The organism is Imperialibacter sp. EC-SDR9 (assembly GCF_902498805.1).
Lineage (GTDB): Bacteria > Bacteroidota > Bacteroidia > Cytophagales > Cyclobacteriaceae > Imperialibacter.
In genome coordinates, this window is sequence record NZ_LR701620.1 from 1 (window position 1) to 20,382 (window position 20,382).

Consider the following 20,382-nt stretch of genomic DNA (forward strand, 5'->3'; position numbering starts at 1 on the left):
TAGAAACTGTAAACGATGAACTCAAGAACATCTGTCAAGTCGAACATTCCAGACATAGGTCTTTCGAAAACTTCATCACCAACCTTATTTCAGGATTGATTGCCTACTCCTTCTTCCCCAAAAAGCCTGCAATCAAATATCAACCCGTCAAAACAAGCCAATTAGCCGCTTTTTAAAATCGAACTCAGGTTTATGATAAAACCTTGCTTATGCCCAATTGACAGTTATTCGTCGAAATGCTGCCGTAACAGGAGCCTATCGAGCACAGGTGTTCCGATATAATTAGTAATTTGCGACCTGTATTTAACTTTTATGGGCCTCCAAGACCTTATTGTCACACCTATTTACCTTCTCCTCCTGTATGCCCTGGCATACTGGATCAGGCCCAAAGTGACTAATCTAGACACTCGGAAATATTTCATTCCTGGTTTGACCGTGAAGTTTGTTGGGGCGATAGCTTTGGGTTTGGTGTATCAGTTTTATTATGAGGGAGGGGATACAATGAACTACTATAATTGGGGAGCCAATATCGTATGGGAAGCGTTTTTAGATTCTCCAACAAAAGCAGTAAGTCTAATATTGGCTGGACGAGATTACCCTAACGATGCTTTCGACTATGCTTCCAGAATTATATTTTTTGGGGATCTACCCTCGTACAGTATAGTAAGGGTGGCAGGTTTACTGGCCATTTTTACGCTTAACTCCTATTATGCGATTTCTGTGTGTTTTGCGGTTATCAGCTTTTCTGGCACATGGGCGCTGTTTTATGCTTTAGATAAATATAGCCCGTCGATAGGCAAATGGACTGCTCTAGCTGTTCTTTTCATCCCGTCAGTTTTTTTTTGGGGATCAGGAATTTTGAAGGACACACTCACGTTTGCTAGCTTGGGTTTTTTTATTTATTCACTGCTTGAAATTGTGAAATGGAAAAGAGTTGCACTGCTTAATTTTATCATTTTGTTAGGAACGACTTATCTGCTTTACCATATCAAGATTTATATAGCGCTTAGTCTTATTCCGGGCGCTGTGTTATTTATATACATTTTTTATTTTTCACAGGCGGTCAAAAGCACAGTCATGAGGATACTTTTGACGCCAATTCTCATTGTGGGTGTGCTTTACAGCATGTATTTTGCGGCCCTTAAGCTTGGCGAGGACAATAGGAAGTATTCTCTCGATTCGATGGTTGAAACAGCCAGGGTATCAGCAGAGTGGCTCTACTATGTAAGTCAAGTGGAAGGAGGGTCGGGGTATAGCCTGGGGGATGATGATTTCACTCCGGCTGGGCTGCTAAGGAAGTTTGTCCCTGGTGTATGGGTTTCCCTTTTTCGACCTTATTTGTGGGAAGTGCGAAATCCTGTCATGCTGCTGACAGCTATCGAGAGTCTTATTTTATTTGGCTTTTTTGTTTTTGCTTTTTTCAAGGTAGGAGTCATTTCTTTCTTCGGTGAGATATTCAGAGACCCTTTAATTTCTTTTTTTTTCGTTTTCACAGTTGTTTTTTGCTTCGCAATAGGCGTGTCAACATTTAATTTTGGCTCATTGGCGAGGTACAGGATCCCAGTTATGCCATTGTTCGCCTACAGTATTTTCTTTATATACTTCAAACGTAAAAGAGTCCTGAGGTAATGGATAAAAGAAACTTCACATTAATCGTTAGCAGTCGACCGTGGTGGAAGGTAGACTTTAGAGAGTTGCTTGACTATAGGGATCTTTTCCTAGTTCTGACCTACAAGGATCTCAGGGTTAGATATGCGCAAACATTTCTCGGACTTGCATGGGTGGTTGTTCAGCCAATTGTGACGCTCTTTATTTTCACATTGATTTTTGGAAAGGCAATTAATGTTGACACAGGAGGGGTGCCCTATCCGATTTTTGCACTGGCGGGCATGAGTGCCTGGAATTATTTTGCCTTTGTGATGGCACAGAGCGGAGGTTCCATTATTGGAGCGCAGGATATGGTAAAGAAGATTTATTTTCCCAGGCTCGTTCTCCCTCTCAGCAAGGCAATAGTTGGGTTGGTTGACTTTGTGGTTGCCTTAGTTTTATTGGGTGTTGTGATGTTATACTATCAACAGCCATTCAGTAGCAATGTGGGCTTTGTATTCGTATTTTTTTTATTCAACTTTTTTTGCTCGCTGGCAATGGGGGTCTGGCTAAGTGCACTTACCATAAGATTTCGAGATTTTCAGCATGTAGTTCCATTTATGGTGCAGATTGGGCTGTACGCCAGTCCTATTGCCTATCCCTCATCTATGGTGCCCGAAAAATGGCAGCTATATTATTATTTAAACCCTATGGCGGGAATTGTGGAGGGGATGAGGTGGAGTTTGATTGGCGGAGGCGAGTTAAGCCACTACAGCTACATCTCTTTTGGGATCACTGTGCTCCTGTTCATAACAGGAGTGCTCTACTTTCACAGGACAGAAAGGATAATAGCTGATATTGTGTAATTTATTATGAACAGAGCGATTGAGGTTGAGGCAATTTCTAAAAGATACGAGCTTGGGCGACATAAGTCTGGGTCGCTGGGAGACAGCTTACGACATATCTTTACTCGAGACAGAGTAGAGGAGGACTCAGAGTTCTGGGCGCTAAAGAATATAAGCTTTCAAGTAAATGAAGGGGAAGCTGTGGGTATCATCGGCAGAAATGGTGCCGGTAAAAGTACCTTACTAAAAATCCTTAGCCGAATCACTTACCCTACCAGCGGAAACATCAAATTGTTTGGGCGGGTTTCTTCACTTTTGGAGGTAGGTACTGGATTTCACCCAGAACTATCGGGACGGGAAAACATCTACCTGAACGGTACCATCCTCGGCATGCGTCGTTCAGAAGTGAAGGCTAAGTTCGACGAAATTGTCGAATTCAGCGGGGTCAGTAAATTCATTGACACACCTATCAAGCACTACAGCAGTGGAATGAAGGTTAGACTCGCTTTTGCTGTAGCCGCTCATCTAGAACCAGAAATATTGATTATTGATGAGGTTTTAGCAGTGGGAGACTTCGACTTTCAGAAGAAATGTCTCGGAAAGATGCAGCAGGTGGCCGGAGAAGGTAGAACGGTACTATTTGTCAGCCACAACATGGAGGCAGTGCAAAAGCTAACGTCCTCGTGCGTGTACTTGGTTGAGGGAAGGCTTAACTGTATGTCAGACACGAAAAGTGTTATTGGCCGGTATTTGCAACGATCAGAATCAGGATTAAATTCTACGTATTACAATAGAGTTGGCTCGAGTGATATTTATATGAAGGAGATCAAGGTCGTAAGAGGCTTCGCTGGCGTTGAACATTCCTGGGGAAATGAGCTGACAGTAGAGTTTGACATAGTGATCAACCGAGAAACCAAAGGTGCCTGTTTGTCTTTTCAGATTGTCAATGCAGAAAATGTCAATGTAGGGTACTATTGGCTTTATGCATCAGATTATGATTTTGGAGCAAGGGAAGGTGAGATCAAGATCAAATGCGTCATTCCAGAAGCAAAGCTTTTTGAAGGAAAATACTGGATAACGACGTGGTTGAGTGATAGAAGTGGCTTGAGGTTGATTGAAAACCTTGACAGGATCTGTTCCTTTGATTTTCATATCAACAATATAGTCCATGACGAGTACCCTTGGGCGCCTAGTGATGCTACATATCTAGATAAAGCCAATTGGGTTTTTGAAGGATCTTCTCCGGTTACAATTAAAATGCCCAGGTTGAGACAGTAATTACACGAAGTGCTTGCTATGAAAAAATCCCCGGAACGATATATAAAGCCATTAATTTCATCAAAAATAGAGGAGTTCTTTGCGTCCAACAATGTTGTTGGCGAGGGAGGTCAGTTGCTAGACGTAGGATGTGGCGACCAGCCATTTAAACTACTAATTGAAAAGCAAGGATTGATTTATAGTAGCCTAGACATTTCGCAAAATGCCAGTAACAGCGTTGACTATCTTGCAGCGATAGACAAACCCCTCTCCAATCATGTTCCAGTTGATCAATTCGATGTGATTTTGTGCACGGAGGTATTGGAACATGTTGCCAACTGGGAACAAGCGTTTGCCAATTTTCGGCAAATTTTACGCCCAGGAGGAGTGATAGTTATAACAACTCCTTTCTTTTACTTTTTGCACGAGGAACCTCACGACTTTTGGCGCCCGACTCCATTTGCTTTTGAATGGTTTGCGCAACGTCATTCATTGCAGGTTCTTGAGAACCAAAAGCTGGGCACTGGATGGGATATCTTGGGGACCTTTTTGGAGGTTAGCTTCGTGGACAAGAATCATAGTACTGGAGCTTTTGGGACATTCATTTTTAAATTTGTCCGGTTTGTCTTATCTAAAATTAGGGCCTATCTGGTGGTGGGAAGACTTCAAAGCATTTCATCTCTCCAATCATCTTTTTTTCATTCAGTTTTTGTAGTGCTTAAGAAATGAAAAGCCAAATAGCCATTTGTTGTGCAGTAGATTCGTCCTATACTTTCCACTTGGCTACAATGCTTTTCTCGCTATTTCATCACAACCAAGAAGAGGAATTTGATGTTTATTTGCTTCATTCTGGTCTTAACAGTCAAGAAGTTGTGCCAATAGAAAGGATTGTGAATAGTTTTTCCAATCGATTGCATTTAATTCTGGTTGATGATCAAGTATTAGAAAAGGCACCTATTTTTGGCCATGTTAGTATTGCTACGTATTTCAGGATACTGGTTCCGAACCTGCTGCCGAAAGGTTTAAGTCGTGTTCTATATCTTGACAGCGATATTTTGGTGTTAGTCAAGGTTAGAAGGATATGGGAACTCGAGTTAGGAGACCATCTGCTTGCAGCGGTCAGGGATGGGGAAGGTGCCTTGTACAACTATTTGGGGTTACGGGAAGATGAGCCCTACTTTAATGCTGGTGTACTCGTGATTGATTTGGAGGGGTGGAGAAATGAAGCGATTGCAGAGAAGGCATATAAATTTCTTGTTGATAATCCGGAAAAGATAAAATACTGGGATCAAGATGCTTTAAACTTCGTTTTAAGAGATAGGTGGAAGGAAATGGGATCTGAGTGGAATTTCATTTGGCGAGAAGGTCTGAGAGAGGCAAATTCCTTAGGCAGAATCATTCATTTTATTGGTGAACATAAACCTTGGAATTACTATTGCAACCATCCCATGAAAGGCCTTTATCATAGCTACCGGAAGAAAGCCGGTCTGCCTCCAATTAAGTTCGTGCAGGATAGTTTGACTTTTCGGACGAAAGCCTTCCTTAGAAATTTAATTAAGTAATGAGTCGACCCAAAATCACTATAGTTACGCCTTCCTTTAATCAAGCGCAATTTCTTGAGCAAACGATCTGCTCAGTTCTTGATCAGAAGTATTCAAACATCGAGTATCTTATTATCGACGGTGGTAGCACCGATGGTTCTGTTGAAATCATAAAAAGGTATGAGAGGCATCTGACTTATTGGGAGAGCATAAAAGATAGGGGGCAAAGTCATGCAATAAACAAAGGCCTGCGTATGGCAACCGGGGATGTTTTTAATTGGCTTAACTCTGATGACTATTACTCGCCTGATGCACTAAACATTATCGCTACGAACTTTGGCGATCCCCGTGTACAAGCTGTTTTGGGGCGCTCTCGAATTTTTGAGCACCCCGATAGAACGATAAAAATTTCAACAGGAACTGACGTCTATCCAGAGAATCTAGCCAAAACTGTAGGGTGGGCAAGAATCGACCAACCCGAAACTTTTTTCAGACTCTCAGCCTACCGAAAGATTGGTGTTTTGAATGAGAGTCTACACTTTTTAATGGATAGAGAATGGTGGATTCGGTATTTGGTCAACTTTGGGCTTGGCCATACTGTAACTGTTCCTGACATTTTGGTCAACTTCAGGCAACACTCACTTTCGAAAACGATGAGTCAGCAAGCTGGTTTCGAGCAAGAGTTGATTCGCATAACTAGCTCTCTGGGTGTAGCTTGCGCCTACCCAAATATTCGTCAGATGTTTGAAATAGATCAACCTGTCATTTCTTATTGCTTTACTGATGTTGAGAAGGAGCAACTGAGAGCTGCGGTCAGTTATGCAATGCTTTTTTTGGCCGAATACTTTTATTACCACCGCAATGACAGTAGAAAGGCAAAACTTTTTCTCGACAATTTGATACAATCAGACTTATTCCCTGAGGACTTAAGATTGTACCATAAATTACAAGTAAGGGTCAATTTTTTGCCATCCTATTTAAGGAGATTCTACCACAAATTTTTATGACTACTTCAGTAATTGTCCCGACATACAACGGTTGCCACAAGTTGGAGACTATTCTTTCGTCTCTTGAAAGTCAGAGTATACAAGACTTCGAAACCGTAGTTGTAGTTGATGGATCGACCGATGATACCATAAGGTTTCTGAGCAGCAGACAGACTTGTTTGAAGGAGGTAAAAATTATTGAACAGCCAAATAAGGGTCGGGCAGGGGCGAGAAATTCTGGAGCCAATAATGCCAAAGGAGATATCCTTATATTTTTTGACGATGACATGAAATTGGATCCATCGTGTATTGCGTCGCACCTGCATCATCAAAGCTCAGTTGCCATGTCAATAGCTGGTGGCAGGCAAATTTTGTTTAGGCAAAAAGGCGACTCTATTTTTCATCAATACCGGTGCCATATTTCAGAAAAATGGGAGCAACCTCTGCTTGGGCTACAAGGTGCTGTGAATAGTGTTCAGCCTTTTTTTACGGCCGCAAATTTTTCAGTTTCTCAAACCCTTTTTCAAAGACTTGGTGGATTTAATGAGGCGCTTACAGATGCAGAAGATCAGGAAATGGCTATTCGGGCTGATCAAGATGGAATAGCCATATTCTTTCTTTCTCATGCGGTAGCTTTCCATAATGACGAACTATCAATCAGAAACTACATTAAGAGGTTGCGTCAGTATCAGCGTGCCCATTTATCCTTATCTGAACTGTTTGAAGCAGGGGTTGGGGTTGTCTACCCGGATAGAGCTGCGAATCTCGAATCTTTAAACTTTTGTAAAGCTAAGATGTATCAAATTTTTGGTTGGCCGTGCTTCTTAAGTGCGGCCGAAAAAGAGCGCTTGATGAAGACTTTGCCTACTGCGGTTAGGTATAAGTTTTTTGACTTGGTAACTACATCAAACGGAGTCTATTATCCAGAAAACCAGTTGTGAAGAGATTTCGAATTATATATATCGTTTCGAGGGTGAACTCAGCTAGGCAATTTGAATTGGTTGCTGATGGTGTTAGAAAACTCGGAGTCGAAATTGAGTTTATTTTGCTGAATAGTAAAGTCACGCCATTGGAAAGGTACCTCCGAGAGCATAGCTTCTGTGTCACCAGACTCTCGCTGTCAGGAAAGATTTCTTTACTTTATATTTTTCTAGCTCTTTTTGGTATTCTACTAGTTAAGCGACCTAGAATTATTCATACCCATCTATTTGAAGCAAACCTTACAGGACTTTTTGCAGGCTGGATAGCAGGAGTTCCCACCAGAATTCACACCCGGCATCATTCCATCATCCATCATCAGTCCTTTCCTGGGGCAGTTAAATGGGATAAATTATGCAATTGGCTTTCGACACATGTCGTGGCACCCTCTCAGGTAGTTGCCGACGTATTGACAAGAGGTGAACGCCTGAGCTCCTCGAAAATTCAAATTGTCCACCATGGTTTCGATATCACTTCCTTTAAATTAGTAAGGCAGGAAAGAGTTGAGTCTGTTAGAGAGAAGCTTAATATCCCCAAGAGTAAATTCCCTGTTATTGGATGCATATCCAGATACACGGAGTGGAAAGGGGTTCATTTTGCTATTTTAGCTTTTCAAAAAACACTGAAAAAGTATCCAGACGCCCTGCTTGTGCTATGCAACGCTCAAGGGGACTATGACTCCGAAATAAAAGAGCACTTGTCAAAGCTGCCTTCTTTCGCCTATAGGGAAGTTTTGTTTGAGGAAGATATTGAAGCTTTGTACCAATGCTTCAATATTTTTGTCCATGTACCTACCGGGGAAATGGAGGAAGCTTTTGGGCAAATCTATATTGAAGCTATGGCTGCCGGAATTCCCTCGGTTTTAACGATATCAGGCATTGCCAAGGAGTTTGTCAGGCACGGCGGAAATGCTTTGGTAGTGGACTATAAAGACGAAGCGGCCATAGCTGAGGCAGTCGATTTTTTATTGTGTAACCCAAAGAAATCAAAAAAACTTGCATCAAATGCTAGAAAAGAGGTTAACACAAAGTTTTCGATAGAGAGGATGATTTTGCAGTTGATGAAACTATACTTTGGAGAACTTAATAAAACGAAATTGTGAAAAGCTTTTTTGTCAATGGGGTTCATGTAACAGTTCAGGCTTTTCGACTGGAAAGCTTGGTATATATGTTGAGTAAAATATGGTCGCCACTGTGGAAGATAATTCCTCCACCTTCATTTTATAACGGAATGAAAAAGGAAATCGTTGTTAGAGACGGCGTTAGATTTCTCATCGACAGGAGCGACTATATGCAATGGCATATTTTGGCTGGTCTTCCGGATAACTCTTGGAAAACTGCTGCCGAGAAAATAGAAAGACTCGACCGCTATTCACCCATTCAGGTATTCGATGTTGGAGCCAATAGTGGCGCCTTCGCCCTTAAATTGGCGGCTTATTGTTCAGACAGTCATCGTGATAATATATCTATACACGCCTTTGAACCCAACCCTAAAATGTTAAAAGTGTTGCGAGACAACTGTCAGTTAAACCCTCGGCTGGAGAGTATGATTTATATACATCCCTATGGCTTGGGAGCGTCGAATTCAACGCTACCCTTTTCGTTTTCAAATGATAACTCAGGCGCTGGAAGATTTGACGAAAATGGTACCGTAGATTCAATCAGCCTTACGGTAAAAACGTTGGATGAAGTCTGTGATAATGTCGATGTTAATTGTCTAACTTTTCTTAAGCTAGATGTCGAGGGCTTCGAGCCTGAAGTTCTCAAAGGTGCTGGGAAGACGATTCTCAGATTTAAACCCACAATTTATATAGAAATGACAGACAAGTGGTTTCGGGAAAGGGGTAGCTCTTGTAAGCAGATTTTGGAGTACTTTTGGGAATTGGGCTATCAACTATCGATGGACAATGAAAAGAACTTTACTTCTATAAGTAGAAATGACTTACATGAATTAGAATCGATGTTTCAATACAACATACTTGCAGATATATAAAATGGAGCAAGCCCCTTTTTTTTCAGTAGTGATTCCTAGTTACAATAGGGCTGAATTTATCTTACAAACCCTTGAGTCTGTTTTTTCACAGAGGTTCGACTCCTTTGAAGTTATAGTTGTAGATAACGCATCTACAGACAATACCAAGGAAATTTTGAAGCCACTCATTGACGCAGGTAAGATCAATTTCATTGCGCACGATAAAAATTATGAAAGAGCAAAATCAAGGAACACGGGAATGAAATTTGCAAAGGGAGAATACGTCACTTTTCTTGATTCGGATGACTTTATGCTGCCTGATAATTTGTCCGATGCTTATCAATATGTTCAAAATCACTCAACGACTTATTTGTTTCATAACCTTTATCAGTTAGTTGATCAGGATAATGCGGTATTATATCAGTATTCATTTCCGCCGATCAAGAATCCTTTGGATGCCATTGCAAGGGGAAATTTCTTGTCCTGCATCGGAGTATTTCTGCATGCCAAAATTTACAAAACGATTGATTGGGATGAACACCCACTTTTGACAGGATCTGAGGATTACGATTATTGGTTAAGAGTGATGGTAAAGTACCGAAGTGTAGGACGTATTCCGAAAGTCAATAGCAATATTTTACATCATGGCGCCCGCACTATCAACAATCAGGACGCAGTGCAGACGCAAGCCAGGTTCGAATATATGATTGAGAAATATCAGAATGACAAGGAGTTTACTGCCGCTTATAAGAATAGGTTGAATACGATAAAGGCAACGCTCTGGCTATTCCTTGCAGGGCTGTACCTTAGCGCAGGTGACAAAACTCAAGTGCTAAAATGGTTAAAAAATGCTTTCTTTGTTGATACTTACACGCTAAAAAGAAAAGAGTTTTATAGCCTCGTTGCGGGGATAATTAGGTAGAGTTACATGAGTCAGAAACAAACAGTATTGATTACCGGGGGCACCGGTTTTTTAGGGAGAGAACTGGGGCAGAAACTGAAAGACCATTATCAGGTGATTCTTGGTGCACGAAATAACAAGCAGAACCACCTCATCAAGCAAATGACGGGTTGTGAAGTGACACCTCTTGATATAACCAACATCGAATCGGTAAGAGATGCTGTTGTGGCCTACAGGCCTGAAATTATCGTCCATGCGGCAGCTACAAAGTTTGTCGATCTGTCAGAGAAGTTCCCCATGGAATGTATTGACGTAAATGTTGTAGGCTCGCAGCATATTGCTCGTGTAGCGATGGATAAAGGTGTAAAAACGGTGATTGGTATCTCGACAGATAAGGCAAGCCCGCCGGTGCGAAATACTTATGGAATGAGCAAAGCAATTATGGAACGTATGTTTTGCTCCTCCAATGGCAAGAGCGAGACCAAGTTTACCTGTGTGAGGTATGGTAATGTTGCCTGGTCTACTGGCTCAGTGCTACCAATTTGGAGAAAAATGCACTCAGAAAGAGGAGTTATTGGTACAACAGGGCCGGAAATGAGGCGCTTCTTTTTTACGGTGGAGGATGCAGTTGCGTTGGTAATTGTCGCAATGAATCATATTGATGAAGTCGCCGGTATGGTACTTTCAAGAGAAATGAAAGCGGCCCAAATTCAAGATATTCTGACAACTTGGACCAAACTCTATGGAGGCCGTTTTGAACGAATCGAGGGTCGGCCGGGCGAGCGTATGGATGAATTCTTAATCGGTGAGCTTGAACTTCCTTACACCAGGGAAATCTTCTACGATAAGGTTCGACATTTTTTGATTTCATTTAATGAGAAGGTCGAAACCCCTGTTTCTGTTGGGCTGTCCTCCGAAAATGCGTCTAAATTAACAGAACAAGAAATTGCCGAACTCATTTCAAATCGACCTAGTTTCGAATGAAGAGTATTGACCATGCCTTAATCATGGCAGCGGGAAGAGGTGTGCGAATGATGCCGCTCACAGAGTCGATCCCAAAACCAATGGCTCCCTACAATGGAAGTACATTAATAGCAAACGGCATTCGCAAACTCCGTCCTCACATCAAGAATGTACATATTACTGTTGGCTATAAAGGAGCTGTTCTGGCTGAACACGTCATTTCTCTTGGTGTCGATTCGGTACTAAACACAGAAGGGAATGGGAATGTTTGGTGGCTATTCAATACACTTATGAGGTATCTGGATGCCCCGGTTTGCATCTTGACGGCGGACAACGTGACTGATATTGATTTTGACATTTTAGCTAAAGAATACTTTCACTTGGGTGAACCTGCTTGTATGGTAGTTCCGGTTGAGCCGGTAGTAGGACTTGAAGGTGATTTTATCCATCAGAAAGAAAATTTGGTTCTTGAGTTAAGTCGCCATAAGCCATCTTCGACATATTGTTCGGGTATACAAGTGCTTAACCCCGCATTGATCAATCGACTGGTAGAGCCTGTCGACGACTTTTATGCCCTTTGGTCCCAACTGATTGAACAGAAGAGGCTTTATTGCTCTGACATTTATCCAAGTCAATGGTATACTGTGGACACAATAGATCAGTTGAAGGCTCTCAACGAAAGAAAATCAAAAGAATGATAGAATTCAGTAAAAATCCAATCAAAATTGGGGAAAATGGTATTCTAAAATTTGTTAAAAATGATAACTATACAGCCTCTTTTGGCTATCAGTGGAATAAATTTCAAAAAACCCAATTAGACCGATTTGGTAATGATGTTTGTCAAAGTTCTTCCCGCTTGCTAGTCGAAACTGCTTGGGTTGTGGAAACATTAGAAGAAGCGAACATTCTCGAAGTCGGAAGTGGGGCAGGCAGGTTCACCAGGGCGCTCCTTGAAAATACCAAAGCTAATGTCTTTAGTGTTGACTATTCCGCTGCAGTTGAGGTGAATTTTGAGAACAATAGTGTCTATGGCACTCGGCTACATTTGTGTCAAGCGAGCATTTATGAGCTACCTTACAAACCTCAGCAATTTGATAAAGTAATTTGCTTTGGTGTTCTTCAGCATACCCCAGATTTTAAAAGGTCAGTTCGTTGCCTGGCAGAAATGGTGAAGAAAGGAGGAGAGCTTGTGGTTGATTTTTATCCAGTAAAAGGCTGGTGGACAAAGATTCATGCCAAATATATTTTTCGTCCACTGACAAAAAGAATGAGTCATCAGTCTCTCTTGGCTCTTCTTGAAAGAAATATTTCCTGGCTGATAAAGCTGTATCAGATTTTTGAAGCGGTTGGTATTGGGAGAGTGGCCAATAGATTCGTTCCAATTTGTGACATAAGGAACACTCTCCCAAAAGGGCTTTCGGAACATCAATTGAAAGAGTGGGTTCTACTTGATACCTTCGATATGTTTTCGCCTGCACACGATCACCCTCAAAAAATTGAAACTGTTAAGAAATGGATGGTAGAGGCAGGTTTAAAAGTAACATTTGGCGAATTCATTTCACTTGAAGCCGGGCAGGCCGCCGTTGTCAGGGCGGTTAGGACGTGATCCGTTAAACGGAATTACACTAGTAAAAGAAATCTACAGAACCCTAGATTAAATGTGTGGCATTTTTGGAAAATTTGTTGAGCAGGGTGTTCTTGACCAGAAGCAGTTCAAGTCCGTGTCAGAAATATTGGCACACCGTGGGCCAGATGCTGAGGGCTTCTTTTTTTCCCAAGATCGTCGGCTTGGCCTCGGGCACCGCAGACTGAGCGTTATTGATTTGAGAGATATTGCCAATCAGCCAATGTCTTCAGCAGATGGCAACTGGACTATTACCTACAACGGAGAAGTGTTTAACTACCGGGAAGTGCGGCAGGAACTTATGGAAGAAGGGGTTGGCCCCTTCAAAACTGACTCCGACACGGAAGTTGTCCTATTAGCCTGGATGCATTGGGGCCCTTTTGCAGTAGAAAAGTTTAACGGCATGTTTGCCTTTGCTATTTGGGATCAGCGGAATCGAGATTTGTGGCTGTGTCGAGATCGTTTAGGTATTAAGCCATTGTTTTATAGTTGTGAAGGAGGCCTCTCTTTTGCGTCAGAGCTTAAAGGAATCTTTCCGTTGCTCACACAACCTTTGACCCGATCAAATAGGGCTATCGCAGCTTTTCTGCATTTAGGTTTTATCCCGGAGCCCGACACAGTGTATGAGGAAATAAAAAAATTTCCGTCAGGTCACTATGGTTGCTATAAAGGGGATAAGCAGCTAGAGCTGGTTTCCTACTGGAAACCCGAAGAGAAAATAGGAAATAGGACGGCCTACACTGAAAAAGAAGCTTTGGATGCCGTTGAGAGTGCTATTAGTTCCTCGGTGAAGTATAGAACGATTGCCGATGTCCCTTTTGGAACCTTTTTGAGTGGAGGTACAGACTCCTCCCTTGTAACTGCTATTGCTGCTAAACTAACTTCAAAACCACTTCTAACCTTTTCAATAGGGTTTAAGGAAGGGAAGTACGACGAAAGCAAATATGCTGCTCGGGTAGCCCGGCAATTGGGTACTGAACATGCTGAATTTATTCTCTCTGAACGGGAGGCTATGCCCTTGCTAGAAGACATGCTCGCAACCTTCGACGAACCTTTTGCCGACACTTCAGCAATTCCCACAATGATGGTTTCCCGACTGGCGAGAGAAAAGGCAACAGTCATTCTAACCGGTGATGGAGGAGACGAGCTTTTTATGGGGTATGGGTCGTACAAGTGGGCACAAAGACTAAGCAATCCGCTGGTGAAGGCTATGGCTACACCGACTAAAATGTTGCTGAGCATGGGATCATCAAGATATAGGCGTGTGGCTGGTTTATTAGACCTGGAGAATGACGGGTTTATCAGGAGCCATATTTTCTCCCAGGAGCAATACTTCTTTTCCTCCATGGAGTTGAAAGCCTTTTTACGGACAAATGATCACGATGATTTTTACAAATATCGTGATCCGTTGGGATTGGCGAGAAAATTGTCCGCAGCAGAGTTGCAGGCGCTTTTTGATCTTAAGGTTTACCTGAAAGATGACCTGCTCACAAAAGTCGACCGGGCCTCAATGAAATATGGTCTGGAATGTAGAGTGCCACTGCTTGATTACAGGTTAGCCGAACTAGCATTAAATTTACCGGAAACGTTCAAGAAGCGAGGTCAGAGTAAATGGATTTTAAAGAAGATTTTGGAAAGACACCTTCCAAAAGAATTAATTTATAGACCCAAGTGGGGGTTTTCGGTGCCGCTTTCCAGATGGCTTAGGGGTGAATTCAAATATCTGATTGATGAGTATTTAAACGACTCGGTTGTTGAAGCCGTCGGCGTGGTAAATGCTACATTGGTTAAAAAAATGATTGAGCGGTTTATGAAAGGCGATGACTATCTCTATAGTCGGATATGGGTGCTAATAGTGCTGCACCACTGGGTTGTTGAAAATCAACAATTTTGAGTGGTAAGGGCTGTGGTCATTTTAATGTTAAATTCATAAAGAAAAGAGTTTTATGAAAACCAAGTATAGATACGCTTTTCAAGAAATTGATTCATGCAACTTTTGTGGCAGGCGAACTGAGAAAAACTCAGTTATAGGGCAAAGGATGAATAGCTCTCAGGGTATGAGGCCTGAGCGAAAGTCAGGAATAAGTATTTCGGTTGTAAAATGTGAAGGTTGTTCATTAATTTATTCCAACCCTCAAGCTATTCCCTTTGATATCCAAGACCACTATGGCATAGAGCCAGAAAGCTATTGGGAGGACGACTATTTTAATTCCCAAAGTAACTACTTTAGCTGGCAAATAGGTCGGGCCAAAAAATTTATCAATTTTCATGACGGAATGACTGCTCTCGACATAGGAGCTGGTATTGGGAAATGTATGGTAGCTCTAAAAAATGCTGGTTTTATTACTTATGGGGTGGAGCCCTCTAAGCAATTTTGGGAGAGAGCGGTCGCCAATTTGATAGTGGAGGAGGGACACCTAAAACTGGCTAAAATAGAGGAGGTGCAATTTCCTCCGGAGAGTTTTGATTTTATAACATTTGGAGCAGTACTGGAGCATTTGTACGATCCCGCCGAAGCAATTGAGAAAGCTGTTTATTGGTTGAAACCCAACGGAATCATTCAGATCGAAGTGCCATCTTCTAACTGGCTTATACCTAAGCTCGTAAATTTTTTTTATAGAATTCGGGGCACACGTTTTGTCACAAACTTAAGCCCAATGCACGAGCCATATCACCTGCACGAATTTCACTTAACATCTTTTAAGAGGTTAGGGCAAAGGCTCAACTTTACGATAAAAGAATGGAAGTATTCGGTTTGTAAGGTATACTATTTTCCAACATTTATTCACCCATTGTTAGATTGGTTTATGCGAAAAACCTCTCAGGGGATGCAACTTACGATTTGGTTGGGGAAAGATGGCAAGAAATAGTTTTTAGAACAATTTGAGGAACTTCCAAAAACTAGGCAGCAAATTAGGGGTATTGTGGCAAATAAGAAAAATAAGATTTTATATATTAGTTACGATGGCCTCACCGATCCTTTGGGGCAAAGTCAGATACTGCCCTACCTGTTGGAGTTGAGTAAGCTTGATTACCGTTTTCACATACTGAGCTGTGAAAAGCCTCAAAACTTTAAAGAACATAAGGGCACTATTGAGGACATAATTCTAGGTACTTCTATTACCTGGCACCCTCAAAAATATCATAAATACCCTCCTGTTTTATCTGCCCTACTGGACATTTTCCTGATGAAACGAAAAACTGCGATGCTTCACAAGCGATTCAGCTTTTCTGCTTGCTGGTGTCGAAGCTATCTCCCGGCGATTGTCGGACTATTCCTTTGGCGTAAGTCGGGTGTTCCTTTCATCTTCGACATGAGAGGGTTCTGGGCCGACGAGAGAGTTGAGGGTGGTAGTTGGCCTCAGTCCAACTTTGTCTTTCGGTTGGTCTATCGGTACTTTAAAACGACGGAGAAGCAGCTGCTTAAGGAGGCTGCTCATGTGGTTGTGCTTACCAGCAAAGCAAAAGAGATTCTTCAAAAGGGTCTTTTGCACAACAACCCACAGTCGGAAAGCATCTCAATTATTCCATGTTGTGTTGATACAAGTTTATTCAATCCAGCTCATTTAGGGATTCAGGAGAGAAACATTGCGAGAAAGCTGCTTGGGATTAATTCCGAGGACAAGATTCTGGTATATGCAGGCTCGGTAGGCACCTGGTATATGATAAGCGAGATGCTACAGTATTTTGTGGGTTTACAAAAGTTCGATGCCTCGTGGAAGTTTCTTGTCTTAACTATGGACAACCCTCAGCAGATTGTTGACTCTGCCAAAATCAAAGGACTCTCAATGGACGATATTGTAATCCGGCCATGCAAACGGGCTGAAATGCCACTCTACCTTTCATTAGGTCACCTGGCGATATCTTTTATTCAGCCGGTTTTTAGTAAGCAGGCGTCTTCTCCAACTAAGTTGGCGGAGTATTTAGCAATGGGCTTGCCGGTAGCTTATAACGCAAATGTGGGAGACGTAGATGATATAATGGATTTATGCCAGGCAGGAATTAAGGTCGAGGTCGATCCAATTGCTGCTGGCCAGCCAGAATTGATGTTCGACTCAAATGCAATAAGAGAGTTTGCGTGCAACAATTTCACTGTTGAAAAAGGTGTCAAAGTTTATTCTCTAATTCTCAAAGAGATGTGCTAAGCTTTTTATGTCGGATCAGATATAGTTGATCAGTTTTTTTACCCGATCTCTGATTGGGTTTTCCAAAACAATAAATGATAAAGATGCTATTATCAATAGTATAACAAGGAAATAATAGAAATGATAGGTACTCCAATTTCGGAGTCCAAATTTGTCGTTTATATATGATGTAAAAATCTTGGCGGGGTATTGGAAGATATAAATTCCATATGAAATATTGCCGAGAAAGATAAAAAATGGCATTTTAAATGCTCTACCGATGGTTTTTCTGTCAAGACAAAGGCTGATAGTCATTATCAAGAATAGCGGTGACAACAATCCGTTGTGAGATAGTGCTAACCAGGCAGGGGCTTTATAGATGACTGCTAAGAAAGAGAGTGTCGAAAGAATCAGCAGAACTGCCCAGATATTTGTTGGAATAGACGCAAATCGGTCAGCATTTGATTTTAGAAAAACACCAAAGGCAGCGCCAATAATGAAAGTTCCGGAGTGCATTATTGGATTGTAAAGGAGGTGACTATCCTCTTTAAAATAATAGACAAACATGCTCTGTGTCATGATCCAAATGACAAAGGCGACAATATATGCTTTGTGATTTCCTATTTTTTGAAAAAAAAGTATCAGAAATGGAAAAAACAGATAGAAAAATATTTCGACTGAAAGCGACCATCCTGGGAAGTTTAATATTAGTTCTTTGCCAGGAACCCACGATTGAATTAGTAACACAGAGAGCAGTATTTCGCTGAGGTCTAATTGGTTGCGCCAGAAGTATTTGGTGAAAAAGATAATAACGAATAGTGAAAATAAATAAATGGGATAGACTCTTGATAGCCTAATAATATAGAAATCTCTAAAAAATGCCTTTGACAGTTTAACTTTGCTGGAATATACAAGGGACATAATTACGCCAGATATTAAGAAAAAGTAGGACACACCCAAGTTGCCATATCGTTTGACTGGAAGGAACAGTGGATCGTTTATGTATTCTAAATCACCGCCGAAATGAAAGAATACAATCGTGATAGCGGCGATGAACCTGGTAAAGGTAATTTGTTGTGATTGAATGTGAGCGCTACTCATGTTTTGTTGCTAAGTCGTAAAAATAGTATGAAGTGGGGGTTCTTTTGTCTTCAAATTGTATTCGTTTGACGTCCAAAGGACTCTAGATATCGAAAAACCTACATTCATGACGCTTTATTTGGATAGATTAAGGCTTTAAAGGTCGTATAAAGGCAGTCTATATGCTAAGTAGCTTGTGTGGCTTCGTGAGAGATGGGGTTTGGCAGAAAAATTGTTTTCTTTAATGCACGAGTCTTTTAACAAACGTTCGTGACTCTGGTTCTGATCAGTGGGCTTAATTAATTGTTATTTGATGGACTTAGAAGAAATGTTGAATTGTCGCTCTTGGCGTATGTCAATCAAGCTTGGCATTAGTCATGGAGAGGGAATTGGTATTCTGTAATCCGGCAAGAAATCATGGATCTCATATTTCCTAAAGTATCTGTTGTCATCACGAGTTATAATAACGCCAATTATTTATCGGAGGCAATTCAGTCGGTACTTGACCAAACTGTCATGCCTTATGAAATAATAGTTTTGGATGACAACTCAAGCGACGGCTCATTTGTCATCGTTCAAAAATTCCAGAAATCTAACCCGGAAGTTGTTCGTGGGATACGAAATAGTTCAAATTTAGGAGTCTCGGCTAATAGAAATAAAGCCCTTGGCCTTTCCCTGGGTGATTGGATATCTTTTTTGGATGGAGATGACTATTGGGAGCCGGATAAACTCAAAAATGAGCTTGAAGTGCTACAAAATAAGCCTCAGGTTAACTATGTTTTTAGTAACTTCTCTTTCGTTGACCAAAATGGAAAGAATAAAACCCTTTGGGATGACCAAGGGTTTCTTGCCGGGCTTGAAGGAAATGATATTTTCAATGCTGTTGTTGCCAGAAGCTTCCCTAAGGGAGCCTTGTACCGGTGCGAACTTATTAAAAAGTCACTGTTAGATCAAATTGGTGGGTTTGATGAAAAACTGTCGCTATATGAAGACTTTGATCTAAAAATAAGAGCGCAAAGATCAGCAATCGTATCTATTTGCCCCTTACCTGGGGCGGTGTATAGGAGGCATGCTGACGGTCTTTCTAGTGTCTTGGCTCGCAAGCACATTAACGCTCTCGAATATGTATATAAAAAGAACTTCAGTTTGATTCTCGAGTTACCTTTACCGGAACGAAGGGATACAGTAGAGAAAATACGAAATATTTTGTTTCAAAAGAGATTTGCGGAAATATACGAATACCATAGATGCAATCGAATTATTAGTCTGATTGCAAGCTTGTCAAAATTAATTTTGAAACACCCAAAAAGGCTTTTTATACAAGTTTTTCATAAGACAGAAGTATGCAGCTAGTATTTATAGTCTCCCAACCAAGAAGTGGGTCGACGCTGCTTCAGAGGTTGCTTTCGAACACTTCAGTCGTATCTACTACTCCTGAGAGTTGGTTACTATTACCCTTTCTTGGGTTCTTGAAAAGTGGGTTAAATACCTGTGCGTACAACTCTGAGCTGGCATTGTCTGCGGTGCACGAGTTCATTAGTAATGGGATCGGCAAGCCTTCTTTTAGGGATAAGTTGGCTCATTTCATAGAGGATGTGTACCAGGATAGCTCTAGTGTCGGTTCAAAGTATTTTATTGACAAGACGCCGAGGTACTATGAAGTAGTTGATTTGATATACGAGTTTTTCCCCACTTCGAAGATTATCCTTCTTAAGAGAAGCCCTATTGAGGTAGTTTCCTCAATGAGAAGCACGTGGAATATCAAAAACCCTTTTGACCTATATCCCTACCGAAGAGACCTTTTAGAGGCACCTTTGTTGATCGAGGAATTTAAGTTGTCAACCGAAGGAAGTGGTAGGGTGCACACGCAAACTTATGAAAGCCTATTAGAGAATCCAATTAAGGTGATCGGGGAGATCTATGCTTGGCTCGGTTTGAAAGAAGATTTGGTCAACGTGGATATTGTGCAACACACATCCGTTTTCGGAAAATTCGGGGATCCGTATAGTAAGGAGAAAGATATTTTGAATAGTAAACCCCTTCGACAATACAGGTGGGAGGAAGAAACGAAGCACTGGCGAAACTTTTACCGGGGATACGCACACTATTTGAACTCAAAAACGGGACTTGAATATGATCTTTTTGGCTTGGAGTTGGGGAAAACCAAGACTTTTGATGACTATTTAGATTTTTGCGAGCTCGAAATCCCTGATAGTAAAGGCTTTTTATCTAAGAATTTTTTCAGGTCCTTCTGGCTAAAGGCTAAATATCAATATCGAAAGGGGCAAAATAGCTAATGGTGAAGTATTTTTTTATATATCTCTTTTGTTGTTTTTCAACTGTCTTTCTTGACTTGACGCTACAGGCGCAGGCACCCACAGCAGGCTTTACGTTAGATGGGAGTTTGTGTTTGGGAGAGAGTTTACAGTTGAGTAATGAGAGTTTGAATGGAGTGTCTTATCAGTGGGATTTTTGTCAGAATGGTTTGGAGCATGCTGGAGTAGGGACGACAGCACTTAATATCA

20 protein-coding genes are annotated in these 20,382 nt (G+C 41.4%); 19 read left to right on the top strand and 1 reads right to left on the bottom strand.

All coding sequences use genetic code 11. The annotated features are described in order from the left end of the window. From GC130_RS25270 to GC130_RS25350, 17 genes are all read left to right on the top strand, one after another. On the top strand, positions 1-176 hold a 176-nt coding region (locus tag GC130_RS25270; RefSeq protein WP_304599205.1), incomplete at its 5' end, for a transposase. Positions 177-312: 136 nt separating this feature from the next. Beyond that, the gene (locus tag GC130_RS25275; protein WP_152001164.1) at positions 313-1,629 is read left to right on the top strand and encodes a hypothetical protein; all 1,317 of its coding nucleotides are present in this window, start codon (positions 313-315) and stop codon (positions 1,627-1,629) included. Beyond that, a complete protein-coding gene (locus GC130_RS25280; protein ID WP_152001165.1) occupies positions 1,629-2,453 on the top strand; it encodes an ABC transporter permease in 825 nt (274 codons plus the stop codon). Before GC130_RS25275 ends, GC130_RS25280 begins: the two co-directional genes overlap by 1 nt. A gap of 3 nt (positions 2,454-2,456) precedes the next feature. Next, entirely contained in the window at positions 2,457-3,710 is a 1,254-nt protein-coding gene (locus tag GC130_RS28740) for an ABC transporter ATP-binding protein (RefSeq protein WP_193218010.1), read from the top strand. An 18-nt stretch (positions 3,711-3,728) separates the two neighbouring features. Then, entirely contained in the window at positions 3,729-4,418 is a 690-nt protein-coding gene (locus tag GC130_RS25290; protein ID WP_152001166.1) for a bifunctional 2-polyprenyl-6-hydroxyphenol methylase/3-demethylubiquinol 3-O-methyltransferase UbiG, read from the top strand. Further along, positions 4,415-5,251: a glycosyltransferase family 8 protein gene (locus tag GC130_RS25295; protein WP_152001167.1), complete on the top strand. Its 837-nt coding sequence runs from the start codon at positions 4,415-4,417 to the stop codon at positions 5,249-5,251. Before GC130_RS25290 ends, GC130_RS25295 begins: the two co-directional genes overlap by 4 nt. Continuing rightward, positions 5,251-6,237, top strand: a complete 987-nt coding sequence (locus tag GC130_RS25300; RefSeq protein ID WP_152001168.1) for a glycosyltransferase family 2 protein — start codon at positions 5,251-5,253, stop codon at positions 6,235-6,237. Before GC130_RS25295 ends, GC130_RS25300 begins: the two co-directional genes overlap by 1 nt. After that, positions 6,234-7,157: a glycosyltransferase family 2 protein gene (locus tag GC130_RS25305; protein ID WP_152001169.1), complete on the top strand. Its 924-nt coding sequence runs from the start codon at positions 6,234-6,236 to the stop codon at positions 7,155-7,157. Before GC130_RS25300 ends, GC130_RS25305 begins: the two co-directional genes overlap by 4 nt. Then, positions 7,154-8,296: a glycosyltransferase family 4 protein gene (locus GC130_RS25310; protein WP_152001170.1), complete on the top strand. Its 1,143-nt coding sequence runs from the start codon at positions 7,154-7,156 to the stop codon at positions 8,294-8,296. Before GC130_RS25305 ends, GC130_RS25310 begins: the two co-directional genes overlap by 4 nt. A gap of 128 nt (positions 8,297-8,424) precedes the next feature. After that, positions 8,425-9,186 carry an FkbM family methyltransferase gene (locus GC130_RS25315; protein WP_193218007.1) on the top strand — a complete coding sequence of 254 codons (762 nt, stop codon included), beginning with the start codon at positions 8,425-8,427 and terminating at the stop codon, positions 9,184-9,186. Between the two features lies 1 nt (position 9,187). After that, entirely contained in the window at positions 9,188-10,087 is a 900-nt protein-coding gene (locus tag GC130_RS25320) for a glycosyltransferase family 2 protein (RefSeq protein ID WP_152001172.1), read from the top strand. A gap of 6 nt (positions 10,088-10,093) precedes the next feature. Beyond that, a complete protein-coding gene (locus tag GC130_RS25325) occupies positions 10,094-11,050 on the top strand; it encodes a polysaccharide biosynthesis protein (protein ID WP_152001173.1) in 957 nt (318 codons plus the stop codon). Next, positions 11,047-11,727, top strand: coding sequence for a sugar phosphate nucleotidyltransferase (locus tag GC130_RS25330; protein WP_152001174.1), 681 nt, complete (start codon positions 11,047-11,049; stop codon positions 11,725-11,727). Before GC130_RS25325 ends, GC130_RS25330 begins: the two co-directional genes overlap by 4 nt. After that, positions 11,724-12,635 carry a class I SAM-dependent methyltransferase gene (locus GC130_RS25335; protein ID WP_226940607.1) on the top strand — a complete coding sequence of 304 codons (912 nt, stop codon included), beginning with the start codon at positions 11,724-11,726 and terminating at the stop codon, positions 12,633-12,635. Before GC130_RS25330 ends, GC130_RS25335 begins: the two co-directional genes overlap by 4 nt. Positions 12,636-12,687: 52 nt before the next feature. Further along, positions 12,688-14,547, top strand: a complete 1,860-nt coding sequence (gene asnB / locus GC130_RS25340) for an asparagine synthase (glutamine-hydrolyzing) (RefSeq protein WP_152001176.1) — start codon at positions 12,688-12,690, stop codon at positions 14,545-14,547. 52 nt (positions 14,548-14,599) lie between these two features. Beyond that, positions 14,600-15,523 (top strand): class I SAM-dependent methyltransferase, encoded by a 924-nt coding sequence (locus GC130_RS25345; protein WP_152001177.1) that lies wholly within the window; start codon positions 14,600-14,602, stop codon positions 15,521-15,523. A 54-nt stretch (positions 15,524-15,577) separates the two neighbouring features. Further along, positions 15,578-16,798 (top strand): glycosyltransferase, encoded by a 1,221-nt coding sequence (locus GC130_RS25350; RefSeq protein ID WP_193218009.1) that lies wholly within the window; start codon positions 15,578-15,580, stop codon positions 16,796-16,798. Between the two features lie 15 nt (positions 16,799-16,813). Here the strand turns inward: GC130_RS25350 and GC130_RS25355 are convergent, their stop codons facing one another. Continuing rightward, positions 16,814-17,878, bottom strand: coding sequence for an acyltransferase (locus GC130_RS25355; RefSeq protein ID WP_152001179.1), 1,065 nt, complete (start codon positions 17,876-17,878; stop codon positions 16,814-16,816). Between the two features lie 396 nt (positions 17,879-18,274). Between GC130_RS25355 and GC130_RS25360 the strand changes: the two genes are divergently transcribed. Then, positions 18,275-19,210 (top strand): glycosyltransferase, encoded by a 936-nt coding sequence (locus GC130_RS25360; RefSeq protein ID WP_152001180.1) that lies wholly within the window; start codon positions 18,275-18,277, stop codon positions 19,208-19,210. Beyond that, on the top strand, positions 19,201-20,154 hold the full coding sequence (locus GC130_RS25365) for a sulfotransferase (protein WP_152001181.1): 954 nt from the start codon (positions 19,201-19,203) through the stop codon (positions 20,152-20,154). Before GC130_RS25360 ends, GC130_RS25365 begins: the two co-directional genes overlap by 10 nt. Positions 20,155-20,382 lie beyond the last annotated feature (228 nt).

What these genes read in the sequence shown, in the direction of transcription:
- GC130_RS25305 (WP_152001169.1), top strand. Translation starts at nt 6,234, where the DNA reads ATGACTACTTCAGTAATTGTCCCGACATACAACGGTTGCCACAAGTTG.
- GC130_RS25295 (WP_152001167.1), top strand. Translation starts at nt 4,415, where the DNA reads ATGAAAAGCCAAATAGCCATTTGTTGTGCAGTAGATTCGTCCTATACT.
- GC130_RS25280 (WP_152001165.1), top strand. Translation starts at nt 1,629, where the DNA reads ATGGATAAAAGAAACTTCACATTAATCGTTAGCAGTCGACCGTGGTGG.
- GC130_RS25345 (WP_152001177.1), top strand. Translation starts at nt 14,600, where the DNA reads ATGAAAACCAAGTATAGATACGCTTTTCAAGAAATTGATTCATGCAAC.
- GC130_RS25330 (WP_152001174.1), top strand. Translation starts at nt 11,047, where the DNA reads ATGAAGAGTATTGACCATGCCTTAATCATGGCAGCGGGAAGAGGTGTG.
- GC130_RS25355 (WP_152001179.1), bottom strand. Translation starts at nt 17,878, where the DNA reads ATGAGTAGCGCTCACATTCAATCACAACAAATTACCTTTACCAGGTTC.
- GC130_RS25315 (WP_193218007.1), top strand. Translation starts at nt 8,425, where the DNA reads ATGAAAAAGGAAATCGTTGTTAGAGACGGCGTTAGATTTCTCATCGAC.
- asnB (WP_152001176.1), top strand. Translation starts at nt 12,688, where the DNA reads ATGTGTGGCATTTTTGGAAAATTTGTTGAGCAGGGTGTTCTTGACCAG.
- GC130_RS25275 (WP_152001164.1), top strand. Translation starts at nt 313, where the DNA reads ATGGGCCTCCAAGACCTTATTGTCACACCTATTTACCTTCTCCTCCTG.
- GC130_RS25290 (WP_152001166.1), top strand. Translation starts at nt 3,729, where the DNA reads ATGAAAAAATCCCCGGAACGATATATAAAGCCATTAATTTCATCAAAA.
- GC130_RS25325 (WP_152001173.1), top strand. Translation starts at nt 10,094, where the DNA reads ATGAGTCAGAAACAAACAGTATTGATTACCGGGGGCACCGGTTTTTTA.
- GC130_RS25320 (WP_152001172.1), top strand. Translation starts at nt 9,188, where the DNA reads ATGGAGCAAGCCCCTTTTTTTTCAGTAGTGATTCCTAGTTACAATAGG.
- GC130_RS25360 (WP_152001180.1), top strand. Translation starts at nt 18,275, where the DNA reads ATGGATCTCATATTTCCTAAAGTATCTGTTGTCATCACGAGTTATAAT.
- GC130_RS25335 (WP_226940607.1), top strand. Translation starts at nt 11,724, where the DNA reads ATGATAGAATTCAGTAAAAATCCAATCAAAATTGGGGAAAATGGTATT.
- GC130_RS25300 (WP_152001168.1), top strand. Translation starts at nt 5,251, where the DNA reads ATGAGTCGACCCAAAATCACTATAGTTACGCCTTCCTTTAATCAAGCG.
- GC130_RS25365 (WP_152001181.1), top strand. Translation starts at nt 19,201, where the DNA reads ATGCAGCTAGTATTTATAGTCTCCCAACCAAGAAGTGGGTCGACGCTG.